The sequence below is a fragment of the Flavobacterium sp. DG2-3 genome (genome assembly GCF_030730925.1).
GTDB lineage: Bacteria > Bacteroidota > Bacteroidia > Flavobacteriales > Flavobacteriaceae > Flavobacterium.
On the sequence record NZ_JAVAMB010000011.1, the window covers coordinates 27,958 to 52,727 of the forward strand.

Consider the following 24,770-nt stretch of genomic DNA (forward strand, 5'->3'; position numbering starts at 1 on the left):
TCATTAAACAATTGTATCTAAAAAGTTAACACAAAAACGCTAAAACGTTTGAGATTTAACAAAAACTTCACTGATATCAATACCTAAGCGACGATTTTTCTTAATATATTTTAATCGCAATTATGATTTTGATAATTCGCAATGCTTTATCTGATAATTTTATCATTTAAGAACCCTTTTTCTAATATTCCTATAAAAATGAAAGCGAATAGATAAATTCACTACATTATGTTTAACGAAATCTTTATTTTTGTAAAAAAAATATCAAGAATGAGAGTTAAAGAACAAGGGCTTTATCTGCCTGAATTTGAACACGACAATTGTGGTGCAGGATTTATTTGTAATTTGAATGGTATTAAGTCAAATGATATTATTCACAAAGCATTAGACATCTTAATTAAATTGGAACATCGTGGTGCCGTAAGTTCTGATGGAAGAACTGGTGACGGAGCCGGAATTTTATTCGACATTCCTCATGATTTTTTTAAGAAAGTATGTGACTTTGAAATCCCTGAAGCGCGTGAGTATGCAGTAGGAATGGTTTTTTTACCAAAAAGCAAAAACCAAGTTTCTTTCTGTATTAATGCATTTGAGGCAACTATTAAAGATCAAAACTTAAAAGTTTTAGGTTGGAGAGATGTGCCAGTTGACGTTGAAAATTTAGGTGAAATCGCCGCAGAAAAAGAACCAACTGTTAAACAAGTTTTCGTTTCTAAAAACGGACAGGATTTAACAGAACAAGAATTTAATGCAAAACTTTTTGCAGCTAGAAAAATTGCCGAACATGCCGTAAGAGGATCTAAAACTTCTGAAAGCCACATGTTTTATTTTACTAGTTTATCGACAACTACTATAATATATAAAGGTCTATTGATGCCAGAAGACATCAGCCGTTATTATATAGATTTAAAAGATCCAGACTTGGTAACTCGTCTTGCACTTGTACACCAGCGTTTCTCAACAAATACTTTCCCGTCTTGGGACTTAGCTCAGCCGTTTAGATACATGTGTCATAATGGTGAGATTAACACACTTCGCGGAAACGTAAGCCGTATGCGTGCTCGTGAAGAGCTTATGCAAAGCAAAGTTTTTGGCGATGATATCAAAAAATTATTCCCAATTATCTTAGAAGGAAAATCAGATTCTGCTTCTATGGATATGGTGGTTGAACTTTTATTAATGACTGGACGTTCTCTTCCAGAGGCAATGATGATGGTTGTTCCTGAAGCTTGGGAAAAACACCAAACTATGTCTGCTGAGAAAAGAGCTTTCTATGAGTACAATGCTTGTATCATGGAGCCTTGGGATGGTCCTGCTTCTATTCCGTTTACAGATGGAAACGTAATTGGAGCTTTACTAGACAGAAACGGACTTCGTCCTTCTCGTTATACTTTAACGAAAAGCGGATTCGTAATTATGTCATCTGAAATTGGTGTATTAGACATCGATCCAGAAGATGTAATTCAGCACGGACGTTTGGAACCAGGAAAAATGTTCTTAGTTGATATGAATGAAGGGCGTATCATCGAAGACGAAGAAGTTAAGAAAGCGATAGTTACAAAACGTCCTTACCAGCAATGGGTTGACGAAAACTTATTGCCATTGGCTAAAGTTCCTTACACCAACAACCCTACTCCTGTTGAAAAATTAGATTTCTTAACAAGACAGCGTTTGTTTGGCTATACAATTGAAGATTTAAAAACAATCATTAATCCAATGGGAAGCGACGGAGCTGAAGCAATCAGTTCTATGGGTAACGATACGCCTTTGGCGGTTTTATCAGATCAGCCTCAGTTGTTGTACAATTACTTCAAACAATTGTTTGCTCAGGTTACTAACCCTCCGTTGGATGGTATTCGCGAAGAAATCATCACAGATATCAGTTTAGCGATTGGAGGAGATTTCAATATTTTCGAAATCGAATCTAAACAATGTAAAAAATTAAAAATCCAAAATCCAGTTATTTCTAATGAGGATTTGGATAAAATTAGAAATATTGATCACGCAGATTTCAAATCGGCTACCATTTCTACTTTATACAAAATAGAAAAAGGAGTTAATGGTTTGGAGCGTGCTCTTGAAAAATGCGTTCAAGCGACTTTTAAAGCGGTTGAAGACGGATGCAACATCATTATCTTATCAGATAGAGGTGTTAGCGAAGAGTTGGCTCCAATTCCAATGTTATTGGCTTGTTCTTACATTCACCACTCTTTAAACATTTTACAAGTTCGTTCTAAATTTGGAATCATCATCGAATCTGCTGAACCACGTGAACCGCATCATTTTGCTTTATTGTTCGGATACGGCGCAAGTGCGATCAATCCTTACATGGTTAATGAAATTATTCACGATCAAGTGGAAAAAGGTTTCATTACGAAAGTAAAAGCAGATTATGCTGTTGTAAACTACAACAAAGCAATCGCAAAAGGAATTGTAAAAATCATGAACAAAATCGGTATCTCTACTTTACATTCATATAGAGCTGCTCAGATTTTCGAGATTTTAGGATTAAACAAAACATTTACATCTAAATATTTCCCTTACACTCCATCAAGAATTGAAGGAATCGGTTTAATGGAAGTAGAGAAAGAAGTGAAGAAACGTTTCCAAAAAGCTTTCCCAAATTCAAAAATTGCAAACTTGCTTTCTCTTGAAATTGGAGGTATTTACAGATGGAGACGTGGTGGTGAAAAACACATGTTTAACCCAACGACGATTTCTAAATTACAGCAAGCAGTTCGTTTAAACAGCCCAGAAAGCTATAAAGAATATGCAAACGCTGTAAACGAGCAAAGCTCAAACCTAATGACGATTAGAGGTTTATTTGAATTCAACAATTTAGATCCAATTTCTATTGACGAAGTAGAACCATGGACAGAAATCGTTAAGAAATTCAAAACTGGAGCAATGTCTTACGGTTCTATCAGCCAAGAAGCGCACGAGAACTTGGCGATTGCAATGAACAGAATTGGCGGAAAAAGTAACTCTGGAGAAGGTGGAGAAGATCCAAGACGTTTCCAGAAAGAAATTAACGGAGATTCTAGAAACTCAGCGATCAAACAAGTTGCTTCTGGACGTTTCGGGGTTTCGATCAACTATTTGACAAACGCTAGAGAAATCCAAATCAAAATGGCTCAGGGAGCAAAACCTGGAGAAGGTGGACAGTTACCTGGAGAAAAAGTAGTGCCTTGGATTGCCGAAACGAGAAACTCTACACCTTATGTAGGTTTGATTTCGCCTCCGCCTCACCACGATATCTACTCTATTGAGGATTTATCTCAGTTGATTTATGATTTGAAAAATGCAAACCGTGAAGCTCGTATCAACGTAAAACTAGTTTCTGAAGTTGGAGTTGGAACAATTGCTGCTGGTGTTGCAAAAGCAAAAGCTGACGTTATCTTAATCTCTGGTTATGATGGAGGAACGGGTGCTGCACCATTAACTTCATTACAGCACACAGGTATTCCATGGGAACTTGGTTTAGCTGAAGCGCAACAAACACTTATCTTGAACGACTTAAGAAGCCGTGTAGTTCTAGAATGTGACGGACAGTTAAAAACAGGACGTGACGTGGCGATAGCTGCTTTACTTGGTGCAGAAGAATTCGGATTTGCTACGGCTCCGCTTGTAGCTTCTGGATGTATCATGATGAGAGCTTGTCACTTAAATACTTGTCCAGTTGGTATTGCAACTCAGGATCCAGAATTGAGAAAAAATTTCAAAGGAACTCCAGAGCACGTAATCAACTTCATGTATTTTATTGCTGAGGAGTTAAGAGAAATCATGGCTCAGTTAGGTTTCAGAACATTAAAAGAAATGGTTGGTCAGTCTCAAAAATTAAACGTAGACAAAGCGATCAAACATTATAAAGCAAATGGTTTAGACTTATCAACTATTCTATACAAACCGGAAAAAGCGAAACATGTGCCAATTCACAATACAACAACTCAAGATCATGCTCTTGAAAACGTATTGGATTTCGACATCATCAAAGAAGCAATTCCATCTATCTATAGAAAAGAGAAAACGAGAGTTACCTTCAAAATTAAAAATACCGATCGTTCTGTAGGAGCGATTTTGAGTAACGAAATCTCAAAAATTTATGGCGCACAAGGATTACCAGATGACACTATTTTAGTTGATTTTGAAGGTTCTGCCGGACAAAGTTTTGGTGCATTTGCAACAAACGGATTGTCATTTAAAATTCACGGAAACTGTAATGACTATTTAGGAAAAGGTCTTTCTGGAGGAAAACTAATTGTAAAAGTACCTCCTACTGCAACTTTCAAACCTGAAGACAACATCATTATCGGAAACGTTGCCCTTTACGGAGCTATTACCGGAGAGGCTTATATTAATGGTATCGCAGGAGAGCGTTTCTGTGTGAGAAACTCTGGAGCAACAGCAGTTGTAGAAGGAATTGGAGATCACGGATGTGAGTACATGACAGGTGGTACAGTAGTAGTTTTAGGAAAAACAGGAAGAAACTTCGCAGCTGGTATGAGCGGTGGTGTGGCTTATGTTTACGATCCGAACAAGAAATTCGATTCAACAGTATGTAACATGGAAATGGTTGCATTTGATCCATTGGAAGAAGAGGACGTTACTAAACTAAGAAAACTGATCAAAAACCATTCATTGTACACGAGCAGTCCATTAGCAAAAAGAATTTTAGCAGACTGGGAAAATCAAACACAGCACTTCGTAAAAGTAATGCCGACAGATTACAAAAAAGCATTAAAACGAATTGCAGAAGAAAAACAAATAGAAGAATTAATAGCAGGTTAAATTTTAGATTTTAGAGTTCAGATTTTAGATTTCTTCACTATGTCTTCCTGAGCGGAGTCGAAGGATTTTGGAATTTGGAATTTAAAAAATTGGAATTTAAAATTGAAAATTATTTAAATGTCATGGGTAAAATAGGCGGATTTAAAGAATATAATAGAGCCGACGAAAGTAATTTAGCAGTTGCAGAACGTGTTGCCAACTACAACGAATTTACTATTCCGGTACCAAAAGATAAATTAAAAGAACAAGGATCAAGATGTATGGACTGTGGTATTCCTTTTTGCCACAGCGGATGTCCGTTAGGAAATTTAATTCCTGACTTCAACGACATGGTACATCAGGAAGAATGGCAGAGCGCATTAGAAATTTTGCAATCTACTAACAACTTCCCAGAATTTACAGGTCGTTTATGCCCTGCTCCATGTGAGAAATCATGTGTATTAGGAATCATCAAAGATCCGGTTTCTATCGAAAACATCGAAAAAAGCATCGTAGAAAGAGGTTTCGCTGAAGGATGGATTAAACCACAAGCACCAAAAACTAGAACTGGAAAAACAGTTGCGGTTATTGGTTCTGGACCTGCAGGTCTTGCAGCGGCTCAACAATTAAACAGAGCGGGTCACACCGTTACTGTTTTTGAAAGAGACAACGCAATTGGAGGTTTATTACGTTACGGAATTCCAAACTTCAAATTAGAAAAAGGAATTATCGACCGTCGTGTAGCGATTCTAGAAGCAGAAGGAATCACTTTCAAAACGAATGTAAATGTTGGTGTTAACTTCAGCGTTGAAGAATTAAACCAATTCGATTCTATCGTTTTATGCGGAGGAGCAACTGAAAGAAGAAGCTTGCCAACTAAAGGAATCGAAAGCAAAGGTGTTGTTCAGGCAATGGACTTCTTGACACAGCAGACTAAAGTTCTTTTCGGAGAATCTATTCCAGATCAAGTTAAAGCTACTGGTAAAGACGTAATCGTTATTGGTGGTGGAGATACTGGTTCTGACTGTATCGGAACTTCTAACAGACACGGAGCGAAATCGGTAACTAACTTTGAGATTTTACCAAAACCTCCAGTTGGAAGAAGCGAATCAACTCCATGGCCTTTCTGGCCGTTACAGTTAAAAACATCTTCTTCTCACGAAGAAGGTTGCGACAGAAACTGGTTAATCAATACTAAAGAATTCATTTCTAACGAAAAAGGCGAATTAACTGGATTAAAAACAGTTGAAGTTGCTTGGAAAATGACCCCAGGAAACAGACCAGAACTAATCGAAAAAGAAGGTTCTGAGAAAATCTGGCCTTGTGACTTAGCGTTATTAGCTCTTGGATTTACAGGTCCTGAGAAAACGTTAAGCGAGCAATTAGGAATTGAAACTGATATGAGAAGCAATTACAAAGCTCATAACTATCAGACAAATGTTCCTCATATCTTCACAGCTGGAGATATGCGCCGTGGACAATCATTAATCGTGTGGGCTATTTCAGAAGGTCGCGAAGCAGCAAGAGAAGTAGATTTATTCCTTATGGGATCTACAAACTTGCCTACTAAAGGAAAAGGAGATTTACCAAGTTTGTAAATTAAAGCTACTAAGGTGCTGAGATTCTAAGCTTCTAGTTTTTCTTTTAGCATCTTAAAAATCTTTATTCCGATAACAACATAACTACTACAACAAACCCTTGAATTTATATTCAGGGGTTTTGTTTTTTTGCAAAAATTTTTTCCGCCACGACCCGAGCGATAGCGAATAGACGAAGCAATTACACAGATTTCTGGTATTTTTTTTGAAAATCTTATTTCGAATTGTATTTCAAACATAGCCCACGGTTTCAACCGTGGGTACACAATGCAAATCCTCAACGATGCGCAACAATACTTTTCCCACGGTTGAAACCGTGGGCTATGTTCTTTAAAAAATTATGAAAATCATTTTTTAAAGAAAAAAAACTGTGTTAATCTGTGTAATCTGTAGCATAATTTAATTTTCAACAATATTTACAATTAGAAAAATTCGTGAATTAGTGCAAAAAAACTTAGTACCTTAGCATCTCAGAACCTTACCACCTTAAAAAAAGGTTACAAAATTCCAAAAACAGCAACTTTTTGTTCAAAATAAAACAATTTGTTATAATTTGTTATTTTTCTGCAAATTATTTGCGGATAGACAAAAGTGTAATACATTTGCTCAAAATAGTTTATAAAAATGCAAGCAAAAGATTTACTGCAGTTAGCAGACCAATTTGGAAGTCCATTGTATGTTTACGATGCTGAAAAAATCCAATCTCAGTACAACAGATTAACTAAAGCTTTCTCTAAGGTAGAAAACTTAAGAGTTAATTACGCCATGAAGGCATTGTCTAACGTTGCGATTCTACAGTTATTAAAGAACATGGGGTCTGGCTTAGATACTGTATCAATTCAGGAAGTTCAGTTAGGACTTCACGCTGGCTACGATCCTGACAAAATTTTCTTTACACCAAACGGCGTTTCTCTTGAAGAAATCGAAGAAGTTGCTGCTATGGGTGTTCAAATCAATATCGACAATTTATCAATTCTAGAGCAATTCGGAACCAAACATCCACATATTCCAGTTTGTATTCGTATCAATCCACACGTAATGGCGGGTGGAAATGCTAATATTTCTGTTGGACATATCGATAGTAAATTCGGGATTTCTGTACACCAGATTCCGCATATCTTGCGAATTGTTGAAAACACAAAAATGAGTATCGTTGGAATCCACATGCACACAGGATCTGATATCTTAGATATCGAAGTATTCTTGTATGCTGCCGAAATCTTGTTTGATACCGCAAAACACTTCAAAGATTTACAATTCTTAGATTTCGGAAGCGGATTCAAAGTTCCTTACAAAAAAGACGATATCGAAACAGACATCGAAGAATTAGGTAAAAAATTATCAAAAAGATTCAACGCTTTCTGTACTGAATACGGTAGAGATTTAACTTTAATTTTCGAACCAGGAAAATTCTTGGTGAGCGAAGCAGGTCATTTCTTAGTAAAAGTAAACGTAGTAAAACAAACAACTTCTACCGTTTTTGCTGGAGTAGATAGTGGTTTCAACCACTTAATTCGTCCAATGTTGTACGGATCTTCGCACCATATCGAAAATATTTCTAACCCAAAAGGAAAAGAGCGTTTCTATTCTGTTGTAGGTTACATTTGCGAAACCGATACTTTTGCAAACAACCGCAGAATTCCAGAAATCACAGAAGGTGATATTTTAGCTTTCCGTAACGCCGGAGCATATTGTTTCTCAATGTCTTCGAACTACAATTCAAGATACAAACCAGCTGAAGTTCTTTGGATGAACGGACAGGGAATCTTGATTCGTGCTCACGAAACATTCGAAGATTTACTTAAAAATCAAATTCCGTTGCCACAAGAAATTGCTGCAACAGTTTAAATAAAAAAAAAGAGAATATCTATTGAATCCCGTTTCTTAATTGAGGCGGGATTTTTTATTGTAGATTTCTGATTTTAGATTTTAGATTTTTTGAGTTGCGATTGTCAGGCTGAGCGAAGTCGAAGCCCACGCAAAGTTTGTCAATCCAAGTTTCCATCCAACTTTGTCATTTCGATCGAAGGGAGAAATCACACTAGAAACTCCACAAAAAACATCGCCAATCTTTGTCGACAAACTAGTGCGATTTCTCCCTTCGGTCGAAATGACAAACTGAACGAAAATATTATGATAAAATGATTATCCTATCCCCGATAGAAGTGCAAATCCTTTTTTATTTTTTCTTTAAAAATAAAAAAGATTGTAAAGGATAGCGGAATTAGCTCCTAAAAAATATATTTTAGCAGTACCAAATCAAACCCCAAAATAAAATGAAATTCACAATTACCTTATCAACTCTACTCCTACTATTCACAATAAACACTTTCAGCCAAACTATCGCTGATTTAAAATTAAAACCAAAAGAAATTCCGAAAGGCGGTTATATGGTAAGCGACGGAAATATTTGCATTACGCCTCAAGCTTGCACTTTTTACAATGATATCGAAACTTATGCGAACATTGTCGGAACGGTAAAAAGTAAATCTATTCAGAGTTTTAAAAGTAAAGCAGACCGCGGTTCTATTATGTATTTTGAGTTTGAACACGTTTTTAAAGGCGATAGATTCCTTCAAGGATTATTATGGGGAAAAACTGGCGAGCCAACAGCTGAACATCCAGAAGAATATCTGGCAAAAGGAAAATTTCTTGTTATTTGGAGTTTGCAGCCAGATAGTCCGCTAAAAGAGAAATCGGAAACTAAAGTTGAAGCAATTTTAAAATAAAAAATACTATTTAATATGAAAAAAACACTTCTTATTTTTATTTCTATTTTGGCAATAAGCTGTACCAATGACGATAAGACTCCTGAAACTGATAAGACTTCTATAAATCTCGTAACAGGAGTTAATTTTAGACAAACTACAGACGATATGGGATTAAAACTAGGAAACCCAAATACCCTTGTAAACAAAAAGTTTTTAATTTATCCTAATCCCGCGCGCAATAATAATATGCTTTATATTTCGGCGCAAGGAGACATTACAGAAATATGGTTTGTTCCTGCAACTCCAGAAAAAGTTTATCAAAGTGTTGACTTCAGCACTATTTTAAAAAACAACTTATATAGCGAACAATCTATTATATCAAGTTCCGAACTTTCTTTCAATGAATTATCTACAAGCAATCCTAAACTTGATATAAAAACTCTTGACAAAGGTTATTATAAAATTTTCGTTAAAATTGAAGGTACTATTTATTGGGATAATCTATATGTTTATACTGACGCTGAAGACAATGAGGAGGATTTTAACAAACTTCAGAATTTTTGGAAATAAAGAATTACTTCAAAAGTAGCCACTCACAATTATTTCTTTAATAAAGAAAAATATCCTAAAGGGCTTAAGCATTTTTTCGTAAAAACTTAAATAATAAATAGAGTATATAATGTAAAAAAACACCAAATACAATCATTAAAAACTGCCACATAAACAACCTAAAGCTGAAATCATTAATTAATTTATCCATAATTTTATCTTTTTTATGTTTTCATTTTCTAAAGTGTAAATAAAAGAAAAAAATCTTACAATTTTAAAAAATATTCAAAATGAAACCACAAGTACGAATTCTGTTTTACTCTATTTTATTCTTTTTATATTTAACTCTAACTCAATTTATATTATCATTGGGTGCAGTTATAAAAACAGATCCTTACATCACTTTAGGTTGTGGTTTTGCGGTTTTAAATCTTATTTACGCTTTTTTTGGTTTGAAATGGAAACCGCTTTTAAATATAATTTGTGCTGTCGGAATCGCAGCCTTATCTTTATTTCTGGCTTTGCAGTTTACCAATTTGCATTTGGTTATAGATTACGATCCGTATCAGGTAAAAACGGCCATATTTGCCAATGCTGTTTTTTCTATTATTTTTTGGGAGATTTTGTATCAGATAAAGGTAAGAAAACAATAATTTATTCAATTGCTGACAGCTTTAGCTGGCGGAAAAATACAGGACGAAATAGGCTTTAGCCAAAACTCTAAAAGTTTGGCTAAAGCCTTTTCTTTTTTCACTAACCACACCTCCAGCTAAAGCTGGAGTCAATTCACTTTTTTATTTACAACTTTATCGCTCTATTAGAATTAAATAAACTTAAAAAATAATTCATTAGTTTTACTTTAAGTATTTAAAAATCAAACTCATGAAACGACATCCATCAATAGACATTGTTCGCGGAATTGTAATGATTATTATGGCGCTGGATCATGTTCGGGATTTGATGCATGTCGATTCGATTACCCAAAGTCCGACCGATTTGGCGACAACTTCTCCATTATTATTTTTCACAAGATGGATTACACATCTGTGCGCGCCAATTTTTGTCTTTCTGGCAGGAACTTCGGTTTATCTTTCGCTTCAAAATAAAAATAATCTTGCTGAGAAAAGACAGGATTTAATTAAAAGAGGATTTTGGCTAATTTTCCTAGAATTTACCGTTGTCAATTTCGGATTGTTCTTTGATATTGGTTTTCATACACTATTATTTGAGGTCATCGCCGCGATAGGTTTTGGTTTTATAATCTTAGGGTTGTTACTAAAAATCAGTTCCAGAACATTAGGGATTATTGGCCTAATCATAATTGTTTGTCATAACCTTTTGCCTGTAATTCCGTTTGCCGAAAACTCGGTTGTAAAAGCTATTTTATCACCATTTTTTGCCCCAGTAGTTTTTCCTTTTTCAGAAAGAGCTTTTATAATGGGCTATCCTCCGATTCCCTGGCTCGGAATTATGCTGATTGGTTTTGCAACAGGAAAATTCTTTGCGTTGGAAGCAGAAAAGAGAAAACGACTTTTTATCAAAATAGGCCTAAGTTCATTGACGCTATTTGTTATCCTCAGATTGATTAATGTTTATGGCGATCCCGCATTATGGACTTCGCAGAAAGATTCGGTTTTTACCTTTTTGTCTTTTATGAACCTTACCAAATACCCACCTTCTCTTCTATTTTGCTTCGCCACTTTAGGAATAATGTTTTTACTTCTGGCTTTTGCAGAACAATTTCAAAACAGCATTAAAAAAGTGACTTTGGTTTACGGAAAAGTACCTTTGTTTTATTTCGTCATTCATTTTTATGTCATTCATATTCTCACGCTAATCATGCTTTTTGCCCAAGGTTTCAATTGGTCACAATTTGAATTTGCTTCGGGAACTTTTGGCAGACCTAAAAATTTAGAAAGCGGATTGCCTCTTTTGGCTATTTATTTGATCTGGATAGCCGTAGTGGCATTACTTTATAAACCTTGTGTCTGGTTTGGAAAATACAAAGCCGAAAATCAACATTGGTGGCTGAAATATGTTTAGATTTATATCTCGATATAAAATTTTATTTAAACTTAATGCAAATGGATTCAGCAGGTATAAACTTTTAAACTATTTTGAATATGAAAAGCACAACAGAAATTGCAAATCGTTTCAGAGAAGTCATTTTAAACGGAACTTGGATTGCAAATACCAATTTTAAAGATCAGCTTGAAAATCTAGATTGGAAAATTGCGGTGAGTCCGGTTGAGAATTTAAATACAATTGCGGTTTTGGCGCAGCATATTCATTATTACATCAACGGGATCAATCAGGTTTTTAAAGGTGGGACACTCGATATTAAAGACAAATTTAGTTTTGATTTTCCGCCAATTCATTCGCAAGAACAATGGAATGCTTTTCTGAATCAGTTTTGGAATGATGCCGAAGAATTTGCTTCGCTGGTAGAAAAAATGCCTGACGAAAAACTCGATGAAGGTTTTGTAGATGTTAAATATGGAACTTACAGAAGAAATATCGAAGCTATGATTGAGCACAGTTATTATCATTTAGGACAAATTGTTTTGATTAAAAAGTTATTGCTAAAAGCCTAAAGCTGTCGAAAGCCGTTGTTATGTTTCTTATAAAAAACAAAATTTATAATCTAGCCCCGATGGGAGCGGCATCCTTTTATGGCGGGGTTCGCCATAAAAGATATAGCGGACAGCGGGACAGGTGCTTCCTATGAAAAACAGCCTTTCTGCTCCTTAAATAAATTAGAAAAAGGCATAGTTGTTGAAAGTTAAAAAAGATATATTTACACCTTCAAAAAACAGACTATGCAAAAAATTACTTTTCTATTTTCTATATTGTTTTTGGCCTTTTCGTCTTGCGGGGTAAAAACAACACAATCAATGCTTAGCGACGGAAATTATGATGGCGCGATTGATCGTGCTGTTGAAGCGCTTCGCACCAAAAAGGATTCTAAAGGCAAACAAGATTATGTTTATTTACTGGAAGAGGCTTTTGCAAAAGCGAAAGATCGAGACACTCGTAATTTGGAAATGCTGAATAAAGAGAACAATCCTGCAAATGCTGAGCGTATTTATACTACTTATTTACAGCTTAATAACCGTCAGGAAAAAATTAGGCCGATTTTGCCTTTGCCTTTATTGAAGCAGGGGAAAAATGCGTATTTTCCTTTTGAAAATTATTCTGATGAGCTTGTAAACAGTAAAAATGCTCTTTCTAAATATTTGTACGAGAATGCTTCGGCTCTTTTGAAATCGAATAATAAAATGGATTTTAGAAAAGCTTACGATGATTTTGCTTATTTGGAAAGTATTAATCCAGGCTACAAAAACACAAAAAAGCTGATGGATGATGCGCTTTTTAAAGGGACTGATTTTGTAGACGTTTATGCTAAAAACGAAACGAATATGGTGATTCCGAAAGTCCTTCAAGAAGATTTATTGGATTTTAAAACCTACGGATTGAACGATAAATGGACAGTTTATCACAGTTCTAGACAAAAAAATGTGACATACGATTACAGTCTGATTCTGAGTTTTAGACAGATTGCTATTTCGCCAGAACAGATTAAGGAGAAGGAATTTATTAAAGAAAGACAGGTAAAAGACGGGGTAAAAACACTTTTGGACAGTCGCGGAAGGCCTGTAAAAGATAGTTTAGGCAAAGAAATTAAAGTAGATAATTATAAAACGCTTCGTGCAACGGTGTATGAATTCAGGCAATTTAAATCTTGTTTGGTAACGGCAAAAGTTGATTATATAGATTTAAAAAGCAATCAGTTAGTTCAGACTTTCCCAATTAGCAGCGAGTATGTTTTTGAAAATGTTTATTCGACTTACAAAGGAAACAGAGGTGCTTGCGACGATAATTATTTAGCTTATTTTGACAGACGTGCTGTTGCGTTTCCGAATAACGAACAGATGGTTTTTGATACAGGTGAAGACCTGAAAACCAAGCTAAAAGACATCATTGTAAAAAATAAATTTAGAAGATAATTATATAACACGCTTATAATAAAAAAGATGCATTTTTGATGCATCTTTTTTTGTTTAAGTTCTTTTCATTAAAAAAAATCTCAGTTTTAAATTGCGCAACCAAAAAGTTGCGTATATTTGCAACTGATTAGTTGCTAATTAATGTTTTAAAAAAATGAAAAGAGATATTTTTCAAGCAATTGCCGATCCGACGAGAAGGGCAATATTAGTTTTGATTTCTTCGAGTGCATTGACGCCAAATGCCATTGCGGAGCAGTTTCAAACTACAAGACAGGCTGTCTCTAAACACATTAAAATATTGAATGAATGTGATTTATTGGAAGAAAAGAAATTGGGCAGAGAAATTTATTATCAGCTCAAAATTGATAAAATGAAAGAAATCGATCAATGGTTGGAACAATTTAAGGCAATTTGGGAACAGCGTTTTAGTCAATTGGATCAAGTATTAATGAATTTAAAATCTAAAGAAAATGGAAAGTAATCTATTAATGAATTTTTCGATTGACAAGGAAAACAAAATGGTAAATATTAAACGAGAATTTGACGCTCCTCTTTCGGACGTATGGTCTGCATGGACAGAAGCCGAAATATTAGATCAGTGGTGGGCGCCGCTTCCGTTTAAATCTGAAACCAAAATAATGGAATTTAAAGAAGGCGGCAGAAGACTTTATGCAATGGTTGGACCAGAAGATCAAAAACGCTGGAGCACTTTTGACTACAGCTCAATATCGCCAAAAACAAACTTTAAATATGCTGCCACTTTTTGTGACGCTGACGGAAATCCCAATTCAGAATTTGGAAGTTCATATTGGGATATCAATTTTTCTGAAAAAGGTGAAAGAACAATTGTTGATATCGCCATAACCAGAGACAGTCTGGAAGATTTACTGAAAATAGTTGAGATGGGCTTTAAAGAAGGCATGACGGCAACTATGAAAACTTTGGATACTATTTTTGAAAGTAGAAAGAAATAAAATTAACGTCGAATTAAAATCTTAAGAATATGAAAAATAATCTTTTAATGGATTTTACCGTAAACAAAGAAACGAATACGGTACATGTAAAACGCGAATTTAATGCATCGCTGCCTCAAGTTTGGTCAGCGTGGACAGAACCTCAAATTCTGGATTTGTGGTGGGCGCCAGCTCCGTGGAAATCGGAAACAAAAAGCATGGAATTTAAGGAAGGCGGACGAAGATTATACGCAATGGTTGGTCCTGAAGGTGAAGAACATTGGGCACTTGCAGATTACACTTCGATAGATGCGAAAACAAATGTAAAATGGTTGGATGCTTTTTGCGACAGCGAAGGAAATTTAAACAACGAGTTGCCGCGTTCTGACTGGGATGTTACGTTCGCTGAAAAGGAAGGCTCTACTTTTGTTGATGTGGTAATTAAACATGAAAAACTTTCTGACCTGGAAGCGATCCTACAAATGGGCTTTAAAGAAGGTTTCACTATTGCTATGGAAGGTTTGGATAAAATTTTTGAAGAGAAAGCATAATTATTTCTGAAATCAAAAAAATAAAGGTCAGTGTAAAAAATTTGAACTGCTATTAAATTTGTATTTTCGTTAGATAAAATATTTATTTACTATCAATGAACAGATTTTTTGCTCTGATCTTTTTGCTTATTTGCCAAACTACGTTATTCAGCCAAAAGAATAAAACTAAAACCGTAGAAACTTCAAAACCTTTTGTACTAGGCGTTATTGACGAAATTCAATCGAAAGAATTAAACGAAAAAAGAATTCTAAACATTTATCTTCCTGAAGGTTATAATCCTGCTGAAGCTACAAAATATCCTGTTATTTATTTATTGGACGGTTCTGCCAATGAAGATTTTATCCATATTTCTGGACTAGTTCAGTTTAATAGTTTTGAATGGATCAATCAGGTTCCGAAATCTATTGTTGTGGGTATTGCAACCGTAGACCGCAGAAGAGATTTTACTTTTCCAACAACTGTTGAAAAGGACAAAAGTCGTTTTCCAACTACTGGCCATTCTGATCAGTTTATTGCTTTTATCGAAAAAGAATTACAGCCTTTTATGGATAAAAACTATAAAACCAATGAATCTAAAACCATAATTGGCCAATCTCTAGGCGGATTATTAGAGACTGAAATCTTGCTTAAAAAGCCATTTCTTTTTAATAAATATGTTATTGTGAGTCCGAGTTTGTGGTGGAATAACGGTTCAATATTGGATTTGGATTCAGAAATTCTAAAAGCGAATTTTAGTCAAAAAACAGAAATTTATGTCGCAGTAGGAAAAGAAGGTTTAGCTCCAACCGCAATGCCACGAGTTATGGAAGTTGACGCCAACTTACTGACAGAAAAACTAAAAGAATCTAAAAGTAAAAACATCAAAGTCTATTTTGATTATTTTCCTGAAGAAAACCACGGAACGATTCTGCATCCTGCTGTTGCCAATTCTTTTAAGTTCTTTTATCCAACAGTTAAAGAATAGATTTTTTTATTGTGAAATGTAAAATGTGAAAAGTAAAAGATCCCATTTTCACATTTTACATTTCACATTTTACATTTTACAATTTTACCCCAACCACCCTTCTCTATCCAAACTTCTATATTGAATCGCTTCGGCAATATGAGACGAAATAATATTTTCTGAATGATCTAAGTCGGCGATGGTTCTCGAAACTTTCAAAATCCTGTCATAAGCTCTTGCAGAAAGATTTAATCGTTCCATTGCGGTTTTCAATAATGCCTTTGAAGGTTCGTCTAAAACGCAAAACTCTCGAATCAATTTACTACTCATTTGAGCGTTGTAATGTACATTTTCGACCGTTTCAAATCTTTTGGTTTGGATTTCTCTCGCAGCCGTGACGCGTTTACGAATTTCTACACTGCTTTCTGCCTTTCGCTCTTCGGCTAATTTCTCAAACGGAACTGGCGTCACTTCGATATGAATATCTATTCGATCTAATAACGGACCCGAAATTTTACTCATATAACGCTGCATTTCGTGTGGCGAGGAAGTATTTGGCGCACTCGGATCGTTAAAGAATCCGCTCGGACTTGGATTCATACTCGCCACGAGCATAAAAGATGAAGGATAGGTAATAGTAAATTTAGCTCTCGAAATGGTTACTTCACGGTCTTCTAATGGCTGACGCATCACTTCTAAAACATCACGTTTAAATTCTGGCAATTCATCCAAAAACAAAACGCCATTATGTGCCATTGAGATTTCGCCAGGCTGCGGATAACTTCCTCCTCCAACCAACGCAACATTCGAAATAGTATATGCGGACTTCTAAATGGCCGTTGATTCATCAATCCGACTTCTTTTAATTTTCCGGCAACGCTATGAATTTTAGTCGTTTCCAAAGCTTCACGCAAAGTCATCGGTGGCAAAATACTCGGAACTCGTTTGGCCAACATGGTTTTTCCTGCTCCCGGCGGACCAATTAAAATAATATTATGTCCGCCCGCTGCAGCGATTTCCATGCACCGTTTGATGCTTTCTTGTCCGCGAACATCTGAAAAATCAAATTCTGGAAAGTCTAATGTTTTGTAGAATTCTGCTCTTGTATCGATAACTGTGGGTTGCAGTGTTCCTTTTCCCGAGAAAAAATCGATAATTTCTTTGAGATTTGAAACTCCATACACATCTAAACCTGCTACAATAGCCGCTTCTTTTACATTTTGAATCGGAAGAAAAAATCCTTTATAACCTTCTTCTTTGGCTTTTATGGCAATAGGCAAAGCACCGCGAATAGGCTGCAGACTTCCGTCTAAAGAAAGTTCGCCCATAATGATATACTGCTCAATTTCAGGAGCTTTGATCTGATCTGAACCGACCAGAATTCCCATTGTCAAAGTCAAATCATAAGAGGAACCTTCTTTGCGAAGATCTGCCGGAGCCATATTAATAGTAATTCGCTTTCCTGGCATCTTATAGCCATTATTTTTGAGCGCCGCCGCAATTCTAAAACTACTTTCTTTTATCGCACTATCTGGAAGACCAACTAAATGATATCCAATTCCTGCATCCATATGAACTTCAACTGTAATCGTTGTCGCCTCAACACCAAATACAGCACTTCCGTAAACTTTTGTTAACATAAATAAATAAATTCTTATAAAAAGTAAAAGTATTTAATTAAATACGAGTACAAAACATTTTTTGTAAATATTTTATTACTTTTTATTTAAATCATTTTCTATATCAAGCCATTTTTGATCTTCTAAATCTTTTTCATATTCAGACGTACCTTCAAAACCATATTCTTCAAGTTTTTTTAAATAAGGAGTATAATCAAAAAATGGTTCGTTCCATCCTTCTACTTCCCAAGTATCTTCAATTACTGTAGCTAGCCATCTTGGCGGAGGAGAATATTTCTTAAAATAATCTAGTTTTTGTTCCGTTGTTTTAAGATTCTCTACAAACCAAATGTAAAGACAGTCGCAAAATTCGTCACCACTTCCCATTCTCCAAAAAATACTATATGGATGTGAATCTTCTTTGAAAATCCATTGAGGAGGTACTTCTCCATATTTTTCAACAAACTCATTTATTTTATTTGCAAGATATTCTGTTTTCTCAATCATATAATTTTAATTATTAAAATGGTAACTCAATCTGATTCTTAACCTCCTCCATAATCCCACTCAAATCCAAACAATTCTGATGTGACCAAAACTCACTTTCAATTTGATTATTCAATATACAATTCTGGCATTCGATAATTTCATGAGAATATCCTTTTCCGAGAGTTGGTAAAGTGAAAACAGCTTCTTTTTCTTCATTTTTAAATAGAGAATAACCATCTGCAACAAACCACGGCGCGTTTAACTCTATTCGGCCTTCTGTTCCAGCAATAACGGCTTTCATGTCAGAATCTGAAACGATAGAAGCATGTAAGACCGATTGTGCCGATTCATATTGCAGAATCATCGAAGTCTGCAAATCAATATTGTTTTTATGTTTGATGGCGCTCGCTAAAATCTGTTTTGGATTTCCTAATACTATATAGGAGAGAAATAACGGATAAACACCAATATCAAATAAAGCGCCGCCACCCAATTCTTTATCAAAAAGCCTTTTATTTTCTATTTCACTTCCGTGAAAGGCAAAATCGGCTTTTATATAGTTGACGTTTCCAATTGCTCCATTATTGATTTTGTGCAAAACATCTTGAACCGATGGTATAAATCGTGTCCAAAATGCTTCCATAAAAAATGTATTGTGCTTTTTAGAAGCCTCAACCATTCTTTCTGCATCGTTATAAGATAATGCCATTGGCTTTTCGCATAAAACGTGTTTGCCATTTTCCATTGCTTTTATAGACAATTCGGCATGAGAATTATGAGGAGTTGCGATATAAACAATTTCAACTTCTGGATCTTCAAAAAGCAAATCATAGGAATTATACATTCTTAAAGCATTGAATTTTCCGCCAAACTGCTCTGCTTTAGAAAAATCTCTAGACGCAACTGCGGTCAATTCAGCATTTTCAATCAATAACAAATCTGATGCAAACTGTCTTGCAATATTTCCAAGTCCCACAATTCCCCATTTAATTTTTCTATTTTCCATTCTTATATAATAATCACCAAAATTGTTAAAAAGATTAAAAAATATTCTTTACAACAAACTCTAGACGTTTTTTAAACAACAAATATCTATTATCCTACAAAAAATAGCAATCAATTACCCCAAAAATTATCAAAAATGACGCTAAGTGAAAAAAGAATGTTGCTAAATTGTAAATTTTAAGTTTGTTTTAAGAAATCTACGCAAAATGATAGGGGTTAAATTTTAAATTTAACAAAAATTAAACACATACCCCCCATTTTTTTATGGGGTATCAAATCATTTTATACTTTTATAAAAAATTTAAAACTAAATAACTATGCGAAAAATTATTTTAAGTGTGATTCTTATCACGATTTTAGTACTAACCTTTATTTCGAACTTTATCATTGCAGACAACCCAATTCCTGCAGAAGCTGTAAAGTTTGATACAGGAGATACTGCCTGGATGATCGTTGCAACTGCATTTGTATTGTTAATGACACCTGGATTAGGATTTTTCTACGGAGGTATGGTAGGTAAGAAGAACGTAATTAGTACTATGCTTCAAAGTTTTATGGCAATGGTAATTGTTACTATTCTATGGACAGTTGTTGCTTTTGGATTGGCTTTTGGACCAACAATTGGAGGAATTATCGGAAACCCATCTTATAATTTATTCTTTGAAGGAGTTGGAACGAATACAGCATGGAGCCTTGCACCAACAATTCCATTTATTTTATTCGCATTATTTCAGGCAAAATTCGCCATCATTACTCCTGCATTAATCACTGGAGCATTTGCAGAACGTATCCGTTTCTGGGCTTATTTGCTATTTATGGTTTTATTCATATTATTGATATATACTCCACTTGCTCACATGACTTGGCATCCTGATGGAGTTTTCTTCAAGATGGGAGTTTTGGACTTTGCTGGAGGAACAGTGGTACACATGAGTGCTGGATGGGCTGCATTGGCTGGAGCTATTTTCTTAGGAAAAAGAAAAGTTCAAAAAGCAAATCCTGCTAGAATTACTTATGTATTACTAGGAACAGGTTTACTTTGGTTCGGATGGTTTGGTTTCAACGCGGGATCTGCTTTAGGTGCAAATGGTCTTGCTGCTCAAGCTTTAGGAACAACTACAGTTGCTGCCGCTGCCGCTGCAATGGCTTGGGTTTTCCTTGATAAAATTTTAGGACACAAATTATCTGCTCTTGGAGCTTGTATCGGAGCTGTTGTAGGTCTTGTTGCTATTACGCCTGCGGCCGGTTTCGTAAGTATATCTCACGCTATTTTCATCGGTTTATTCTCTGCAATTGTAAGTAACATTGTAGTAAGCAAATTCCCTAAAGGAAAAATCGACGATGCTCTTGATGTATTTGCTTGTCACGGTGTTGGTGGTATGGTAGGTATGCTTTTAACTGGAGTTTTCGCTTCAAAAGCAATCAATCCTGCTGTTGGAGATAACCAAGGTTTAATCTTCGGAACTCCAACATTATTCATCAACCAATTAACTGCTTTGGTTATCGTTTCAATCTTTGCCTTTGTAGCTTCTTACGCTTTATTTTTCATCGTTAACAAAATTACACCACTAAGAGTTTCTGAAGAAAAAGAAGAACTAGGATTAGACATCTCTCAACACGGAGAATTCTTATAAGAATAAATTCCCTTCTCACATTACTTGATAAATAAAAAAGCACTCTAAATTTGACTTAGAGTGCTTTTTGCTTTAATAGATTCCTTTAACACATTTTAAAAAGTATTACTAGTGCGATAATAAAAAATCTAGTAATACAGTTAGTTCCCTTTTTTGTCCCCCATAAAAAAACGCTCTAAATATTTAGAGCGTTTTTTGTTTGAATTAACCTTTTATTATTATTTTAAATTTTAGATTGTAGATTTCAGATTGCTATAGAGTGTTTAATATTCTATTTCTAATTTTCTAATTGACTAATTATCTAATTATCTAATTGACCCAATTACTTAAAATTAGCAATCCCTTCTTTCAACCATTTTAAATATTCATCAGCACTTACATAGCTTATTGTTGGTTTAGAAGCATTCATATTATTTCCTTCTAAATCTGTAATCACATATAAGGGCTGTGTATTGGTTTTATATTTAGAAATCATAAAATCAGTCCATTTGTCACCTATAGTTTCAATTTTATCACCTGCCGCAGTAACAAATTGCTCTTCTTTTGGCAATTCACGTTTATCATCAACATAAAGCGAAACTAGAACCACATCATTTTTTAGAATTGGTAAAATTGCTGGTTCAGACCAAACATTGTTTTCCATTTTTCTGCAATTTACACAGGCATAACCTGTAAAATCGAGCATAATGGGCTTATTGATTTCTTTTGCGTAAGCTAATCCATCTTTGTAATCATGGAAAACCATAATTCCGTGCGGACCTAATTCTGCCCCTTCAGGAAGACCTTTTATAGATCCAGCTGAAACTGCTCCGTTTCCTGATCCTCCAACTCCAAACGGACTTTCGCTATATTGCGGTGGCGGCGGGAATGCACTGATTAATTTTAAAGGTGCTCCCCAAAGCCCTGGAATTAAATACATAGTAAACACTAAAGTCAATAATCCTAAATAAAGTCTTCCAACTGAGATGTGATTTGTCGGACTATCGTGAGGCAATGTAATTTTTCCGAATAAATATAAAGTCAAAGCTCCGAAAATAGCGATCCAGATGGCAATAAACACTTCTCTTTCTAAGAAATGCAATTGTAAAACCAAATCGGCATTTGATAAAAATTTGAATGCTAAAGCCAATTCTAAAAATCCTAAAACGACTTTAACCGTATTCAACCATCCACCCGATTTTGGCAATGAATTTAACCAACCTGGGAACATAGCAAACAACATAAACGGAAGCGCTAATGCTAATGAGAAACCTAACATTCCAACAATTGGAGCTATTCCACCGTTTGAAGCTGCTTCAACTAATAATGTTCCAACAATTGGCCCTGTACAAGAAAAAGAGACAATTGCCAAAGCCAAAGCCATGAATAATATTCCGATTAAACCGCCTTTGTCGGCTTGCTGATCGGCTTTGTTTGCCCATGAATTTGGAAGCATAATTTCAAAAGCTCCCAAGAAAGAAGTAGCAAAAATGATTAAGATTACGAAGAAAATAAGATTGAACCAAACATCTGTAGACAACGCATTTAAGGCATCGGCGCCAAATATTTTAGTCACAATAAGACCTAAAACAACATAAATAGCAATAATAGAAAAACCGTAAATAATTGCATTTCTAATTCCTTTAGCACGGCTTTTACTTTGTTTCGTAAAGAAACTTACTGTCATCGGAATCATTGGGAAAACGCATGGTGTCAATAATGCCGCAAATCCTGATAAGAAAGCAATAAAAAAGATTGACCATAAACTTCTTGCAGGCGCTGGAGCAGGAATTTCTTCTTTTGCTGTTTCTGCTGTCTTTTCAACTTTTGGCTGAACTGCTTCTTCTGTTTTAACTGTGTCAACAGCCAAACCAACTACTTTAGTTTCATCGGCCTTAACTTCTGTCACAACTGGAACTTCACTCATTTTAAAAGTCGAAGGAACTGCGATAGAGAATTTCTTACTCGAATTGATACAAACTTCTTTACAAACCTGAAAATCAAAATCTACATCAACCGTTTTTAAGTTTGGGTTAATGATTTTAATTTCTTGCTCGATGTGTGCTTTTCCTTCAAAGAAAGTTTCATCTACGCCAAAAACATCATTAAAAGCGGTTCTGGTTTTGCCTTCTTTCGCTTTTCCAACCAGCTCATAATTTCCTTTTTGATTTTTAAAAGTGATTTCTAATGCTAAAGGTCCGCCGTCTGGTGTAAACTGCGAATACATGTGCCAGTCTTTTTCGATTGTTCCATCAAAAATCAAAATGGCATTGTTTCCTTTTTTCTCAATTTTAGAAGTCCATTTTACTGGCTCTAAAATTTGCGCATTACCTTTTGCAAAAGCAAAGAAAAACAAGAAAAGTAAAATGGTTTTAGTCCAAACGTTTTTTGACAAACTTGTCTGAAGATTTTGAGTAAAGTTCATTATTGTATTTCTATTTTAAGTATTTTATTTGTGGTTTTTTCTATTTTAAAACGTTCGTCCTGTCTCATTCCGACAACCCAGACTATCTCATTTTCAGAACATAAAATCCAAGTTTTTTCTTTTTCGATTAATGATAATTTTTCATCTTTAAAAAGCTTGCTTACTTTTTTAGATTTTCCATTCATTCCAAAAGGCTGAAAAACATCTCCTTCTTTCCATTTACGCAAAGTCAGAGGAAACTGGATTTTGTCGGAATCAACAAATATAACTTTATTTGATCCGAATGTTGTGTGACCTACGTTACAAAGACTCATTTTTAAGGGAAAATTAACTTCTGTATCGTTTTCACTAATTTCATATTCTTCCTTTTCTGACGTTTCAGAAAACGGACTCAAAATCAAAGTTTCTCTATTTTTTAGCAATCTAAATTCCTCTGAAAGAACTTGTTTTCCCGATTGCCCTTCAACCAGATCATAAATATCATTCCAAGCCGAAAAGCCAAATTCATTCAGCCATTGGTACAAATACGATTTATAATTGGGAAGTTTTTTTAATTGATTTAAATCGAAATGAATATCATCTCCAGCTTCTTTTGCCACTTGCTGATAAATCATAATCGAAGCATCTTCAACCATTTCTTTTGATTCTTGAAGAAAGGATTGCGTTTTCTGAAAAGCATCCAAAAAGTTAGGATTGATTTCTTTTAAAACAGGAACTAAATTATGGCGGATTTTATTTCGAAGATATTTAGTCGAAGCATTACTGCTGTCTTCACGCCATTCTATTTTATTTTCTTCTGCATATTTCAAAATTTCTTCTCTTGAAAAAGGCAAAAGCGGACGAATAATTTTATCGTTTTGTTCTGGAATTCCCGTCAAGCCTTCCAATCCCGTTCCTCGCGTTAAATTGATGATAAACGTTTCCAGATTATCATCTGCATGATGTGCTGTCAGAATATAATCGAAGTTTTTTTCTTCTAAAAGCTCGTAAAACCAACTGTAACGAAGTTCTCTCGCAGCAACTTGTGTTGATAATTTATAATCTTTAGCGAAAGCTTCAGTATCAAAATGAGTGGTAAAAATCGGAATATTGTTTTGTTCGCAATAGTTCTGAATAAATTCTTGATCGCCAAAACTTTCCAATCCGCGAAGTTGAAAATTGCAATGTAGAACTGCAATTTCATAAGGCAGTTTATTCAATAAATGCAATAAAACCATACTGTCTAACCCACCACTTACAGCCAGAAAAAGTTTTTTTTCGGCTAAAAATGGAAATCTCGAAACGATATGAGTTTGGAATTTTAAAAACATCTGATAAAAGTAAAGAATAAGTTTTGTTTATTTTTCAAACGAAATGTTAAGCGCGATATTTTTATTAGCCACGAATTCACGAATTATTTTTATGCTGATGGCGCATATTTTCTTTTGCCACAAATTACACAAATTCCCACAAATTATTTCTTCAACTAAATAGCTACATATTAAAAGAATTAAAATGATTTAAAATCTGTGGAAATCTTTTTAATCTGTGGCAAAAAAA

Annotated in this window: 18 protein-coding genes and 1 pseudogene; 14 read left to right on the forward strand and 5 right to left on the reverse strand. The window is 34.8% G+C overall.

All coding sequences use genetic code 11. The features are described from left to right. The first annotated feature begins 270 nt into the window (after window positions 1–270). From gltB to Q9Q97_RS15765, 13 genes are all read left to right on the forward strand, one after another. Window positions 271–4,788 (forward strand): glutamate synthase large subunit, encoded by a 4,518-nt coding sequence (gene gltB / locus Q9Q97_RS15705; RefSeq protein ID WP_306158751.1) that lies wholly within the window; start codon window positions 271–273, stop codon window positions 4,786–4,788. A gap of 122 nt (window positions 4,789–4,910) precedes the next feature. Beyond that, a complete protein-coding gene (locus Q9Q97_RS15710) occupies window positions 4,911–6,365 on the forward strand; it encodes a glutamate synthase subunit beta (RefSeq protein ID WP_306158926.1) in 1,455 nt (484 codons plus the stop codon). 624 nt (window positions 6,366–6,989) lie between these two features. Further along, window positions 6,990–8,213: a diaminopimelate decarboxylase gene (gene lysA, locus Q9Q97_RS15715; protein WP_306158754.1), complete on the forward strand. Its 1,224-nt coding sequence runs from the start codon at window positions 6,990–6,992 to the stop codon at window positions 8,211–8,213. Window positions 8,214–8,641: 428 nt separating this feature from the next. Then, the gene (locus Q9Q97_RS15720) at window positions 8,642–9,094 is read left to right on the forward strand and encodes a hypothetical protein (RefSeq protein WP_306158755.1); all 453 of its coding nucleotides are present in this window, start codon (window positions 8,642–8,644) and stop codon (window positions 9,092–9,094) included. A 15-nt stretch (window positions 9,095–9,109) separates the two neighbouring features. Further along, a complete protein-coding gene (locus Q9Q97_RS15725; protein ID WP_306158757.1) occupies window positions 9,110–9,646 on the forward strand; it encodes a hypothetical protein in 537 nt (178 codons plus the stop codon). Window positions 9,647–9,915: 269 nt separating this feature from the next. Beyond that, window positions 9,916–10,278 (forward strand): hypothetical protein, encoded by a 363-nt coding sequence (locus tag Q9Q97_RS15730; RefSeq protein ID WP_306158758.1) that lies wholly within the window; start codon window positions 9,916–9,918, stop codon window positions 10,276–10,278. A 229-nt stretch (window positions 10,279–10,507) separates the two neighbouring features. Continuing rightward, window positions 10,508–11,668 (forward strand): DUF1624 domain-containing protein, encoded by a 1,161-nt coding sequence (locus Q9Q97_RS15735; protein ID WP_306158760.1) that lies wholly within the window; start codon window positions 10,508–10,510, stop codon window positions 11,666–11,668. Window positions 11,669–11,748: 80 nt separating this feature from the next. Next, window positions 11,749–12,219, forward strand: a complete 471-nt coding sequence (locus tag Q9Q97_RS15740) for a DUF1572 domain-containing protein (protein WP_306158762.1) — start codon at window positions 11,749–11,751, stop codon at window positions 12,217–12,219. A 225-nt stretch (window positions 12,220–12,444) separates the two neighbouring features. After that, window positions 12,445–13,632, forward strand: coding sequence for a hypothetical protein (locus tag Q9Q97_RS15745; protein ID WP_306158763.1), 1,188 nt, complete (start codon window positions 12,445–12,447; stop codon window positions 13,630–13,632). A gap of 154 nt (window positions 13,633–13,786) precedes the next feature. Continuing rightward, entirely contained in the window at window positions 13,787–14,113 is a 327-nt protein-coding gene (locus Q9Q97_RS15750) for a helix-turn-helix transcriptional regulator (protein WP_306158766.1), read from the forward strand. Continuing rightward, a complete protein-coding gene (locus tag Q9Q97_RS15755) occupies window positions 14,103–14,606 on the forward strand; it encodes an SRPBCC domain-containing protein (protein ID WP_306158768.1) in 504 nt (167 codons plus the stop codon). The genes Q9Q97_RS15750 and Q9Q97_RS15755 overlap by 11 nt, the downstream gene beginning before the upstream one ends. Window positions 14,607–14,635: 29 nt before the next feature. Further along, the gene (locus Q9Q97_RS15760; RefSeq protein WP_306158770.1) at window positions 14,636–15,136 is read left to right on the forward strand and encodes an SRPBCC domain-containing protein; all 501 of its coding nucleotides are present in this window, start codon (window positions 14,636–14,638) and stop codon (window positions 15,134–15,136) included. Between the two features lie 95 nt (window positions 15,137–15,231). Continuing rightward, window positions 15,232–16,101 (forward strand): alpha/beta hydrolase, encoded by an 870-nt coding sequence (locus Q9Q97_RS15765; RefSeq protein WP_306158772.1) that lies wholly within the window; start codon window positions 15,232–15,234, stop codon window positions 16,099–16,101. Window positions 16,102–16,185: 84 nt separating this feature from the next. On the opposite strand, the pseudogene Q9Q97_RS15770 reads toward Q9Q97_RS15765, so the two are convergent. From Q9Q97_RS15770 to Q9Q97_RS15780, 3 genes and pseudogenes are all read right to left on the reverse strand, one after another. Next, window positions 16,186–17,720, reverse strand: a pseudogene (locus tag Q9Q97_RS15770) (YifB family Mg chelatase-like AAA ATPase). Window positions 17,721–17,795: 75 nt separating this feature from the next. Then, a complete protein-coding gene (locus Q9Q97_RS15775; RefSeq protein WP_306158774.1) occupies window positions 17,796–18,206 on the reverse strand; it encodes a hypothetical protein in 411 nt (136 codons plus the stop codon). A 13-nt stretch (window positions 18,207–18,219) separates the two neighbouring features. Then, window positions 18,220–19,194, reverse strand: coding sequence for a Gfo/Idh/MocA family protein (locus Q9Q97_RS15780; RefSeq protein WP_306158776.1), 975 nt, complete (start codon window positions 19,192–19,194; stop codon window positions 18,220–18,222). 316 nt (window positions 19,195–19,510) lie between these two features. On the opposite strand from Q9Q97_RS15780, the gene Q9Q97_RS15785 reads away from it, so the two are divergent. Continuing rightward, window positions 19,511–20,827 (forward strand): ammonium transporter, encoded by a 1,317-nt coding sequence (locus tag Q9Q97_RS15785; RefSeq protein ID WP_306158778.1) that lies wholly within the window; start codon window positions 19,511–19,513, stop codon window positions 20,825–20,827. A 322-nt stretch (window positions 20,828–21,149) separates the two neighbouring features. Here Q9Q97_RS15785 and Q9Q97_RS15790 read toward each other — a convergent pair whose 3' ends face one another. Both Q9Q97_RS15790 and tilS read right to left on the reverse strand, forming a co-directional pair. Next, entirely contained in the window at window positions 21,150–23,231 is a 2,082-nt protein-coding gene (locus Q9Q97_RS15790; protein WP_306158781.1) for a cytochrome c biogenesis protein CcdA, read from the reverse strand. Next, a complete protein-coding gene (gene tilS / locus Q9Q97_RS15795) occupies window positions 23,231–24,541 on the reverse strand; it encodes a tRNA lysidine(34) synthetase TilS (protein WP_306158782.1) in 1,311 nt (436 codons plus the stop codon). The genes Q9Q97_RS15790 and tilS overlap by 1 nt, the downstream gene beginning before the upstream one ends. Window positions 24,542–24,770 lie beyond the last annotated feature (229 nt).

Coding starts and splice junctions, on each gene's coding strand:
- gltB (WP_306158751.1), top strand. CDS start 271: ATGAGAGTTAAAGAACAAGGGCTTTATCTGCCTGAATTTGAACACGAC.
- Q9Q97_RS15710 (WP_306158926.1), top strand. CDS start 4,911: ATGGGTAAAATAGGCGGATTTAAAGAATATAATAGAGCCGACGAAAGT.
- lysA (WP_306158754.1), top strand. CDS start 6,990: ATGCAAGCAAAAGATTTACTGCAGTTAGCAGACCAATTTGGAAGTCCA.
- Q9Q97_RS15720 (WP_306158755.1), top strand. CDS start 8,642: ATGAAATTCACAATTACCTTATCAACTCTACTCCTACTATTCACAATA.
- Q9Q97_RS15725 (WP_306158757.1), top strand. CDS start 9,110: ATGAAAAAAACACTTCTTATTTTTATTTCTATTTTGGCAATAAGCTGT.
- Q9Q97_RS15730 (WP_306158758.1), top strand. CDS start 9,916: ATGAAACCACAAGTACGAATTCTGTTTTACTCTATTTTATTCTTTTTA.
- Q9Q97_RS15735 (WP_306158760.1), top strand. CDS start 10,508: ATGAAACGACATCCATCAATAGACATTGTTCGCGGAATTGTAATGATT.
- Q9Q97_RS15740 (WP_306158762.1), top strand. CDS start 11,749: ATGAAAAGCACAACAGAAATTGCAAATCGTTTCAGAGAAGTCATTTTA.
- Q9Q97_RS15745 (WP_306158763.1), top strand. CDS start 12,445: ATGCAAAAAATTACTTTTCTATTTTCTATATTGTTTTTGGCCTTTTCG.
- Q9Q97_RS15750 (WP_306158766.1), top strand. CDS start 13,787: ATGAAAAGAGATATTTTTCAAGCAATTGCCGATCCGACGAGAAGGGCA.
- Q9Q97_RS15755 (WP_306158768.1), top strand. CDS start 14,103: ATGGAAAGTAATCTATTAATGAATTTTTCGATTGACAAGGAAAACAAA.
- Q9Q97_RS15760 (WP_306158770.1), top strand. CDS start 14,636: ATGAAAAATAATCTTTTAATGGATTTTACCGTAAACAAAGAAACGAAT.
- Q9Q97_RS15765 (WP_306158772.1), top strand. CDS start 15,232: ATGAACAGATTTTTTGCTCTGATCTTTTTGCTTATTTGCCAAACTACG.
- Q9Q97_RS15775 (WP_306158774.1), bottom strand. CDS start 18,206: ATGATTGAGAAAACAGAATATCTTGCAAATAAAATAAATGAGTTTGTT.
- Q9Q97_RS15780 (WP_306158776.1), bottom strand. CDS start 19,194: ATGGAAAATAGAAAAATTAAATGGGGAATTGTGGGACTTGGAAATATT.
- Q9Q97_RS15785 (WP_306158778.1), top strand. CDS start 19,511: ATGCGAAAAATTATTTTAAGTGTGATTCTTATCACGATTTTAGTACTA.
- Q9Q97_RS15790 (WP_306158781.1), bottom strand. CDS start 23,231: ATGAACTTTACTCAAAATCTTCAGACAAGTTTGTCAAAAAACGTTTGG.
- tilS (WP_306158782.1), bottom strand. CDS start 24,541: ATGTTTTTAAAATTCCAAACTCATATCGTTTCGAGATTTCCATTTTTA.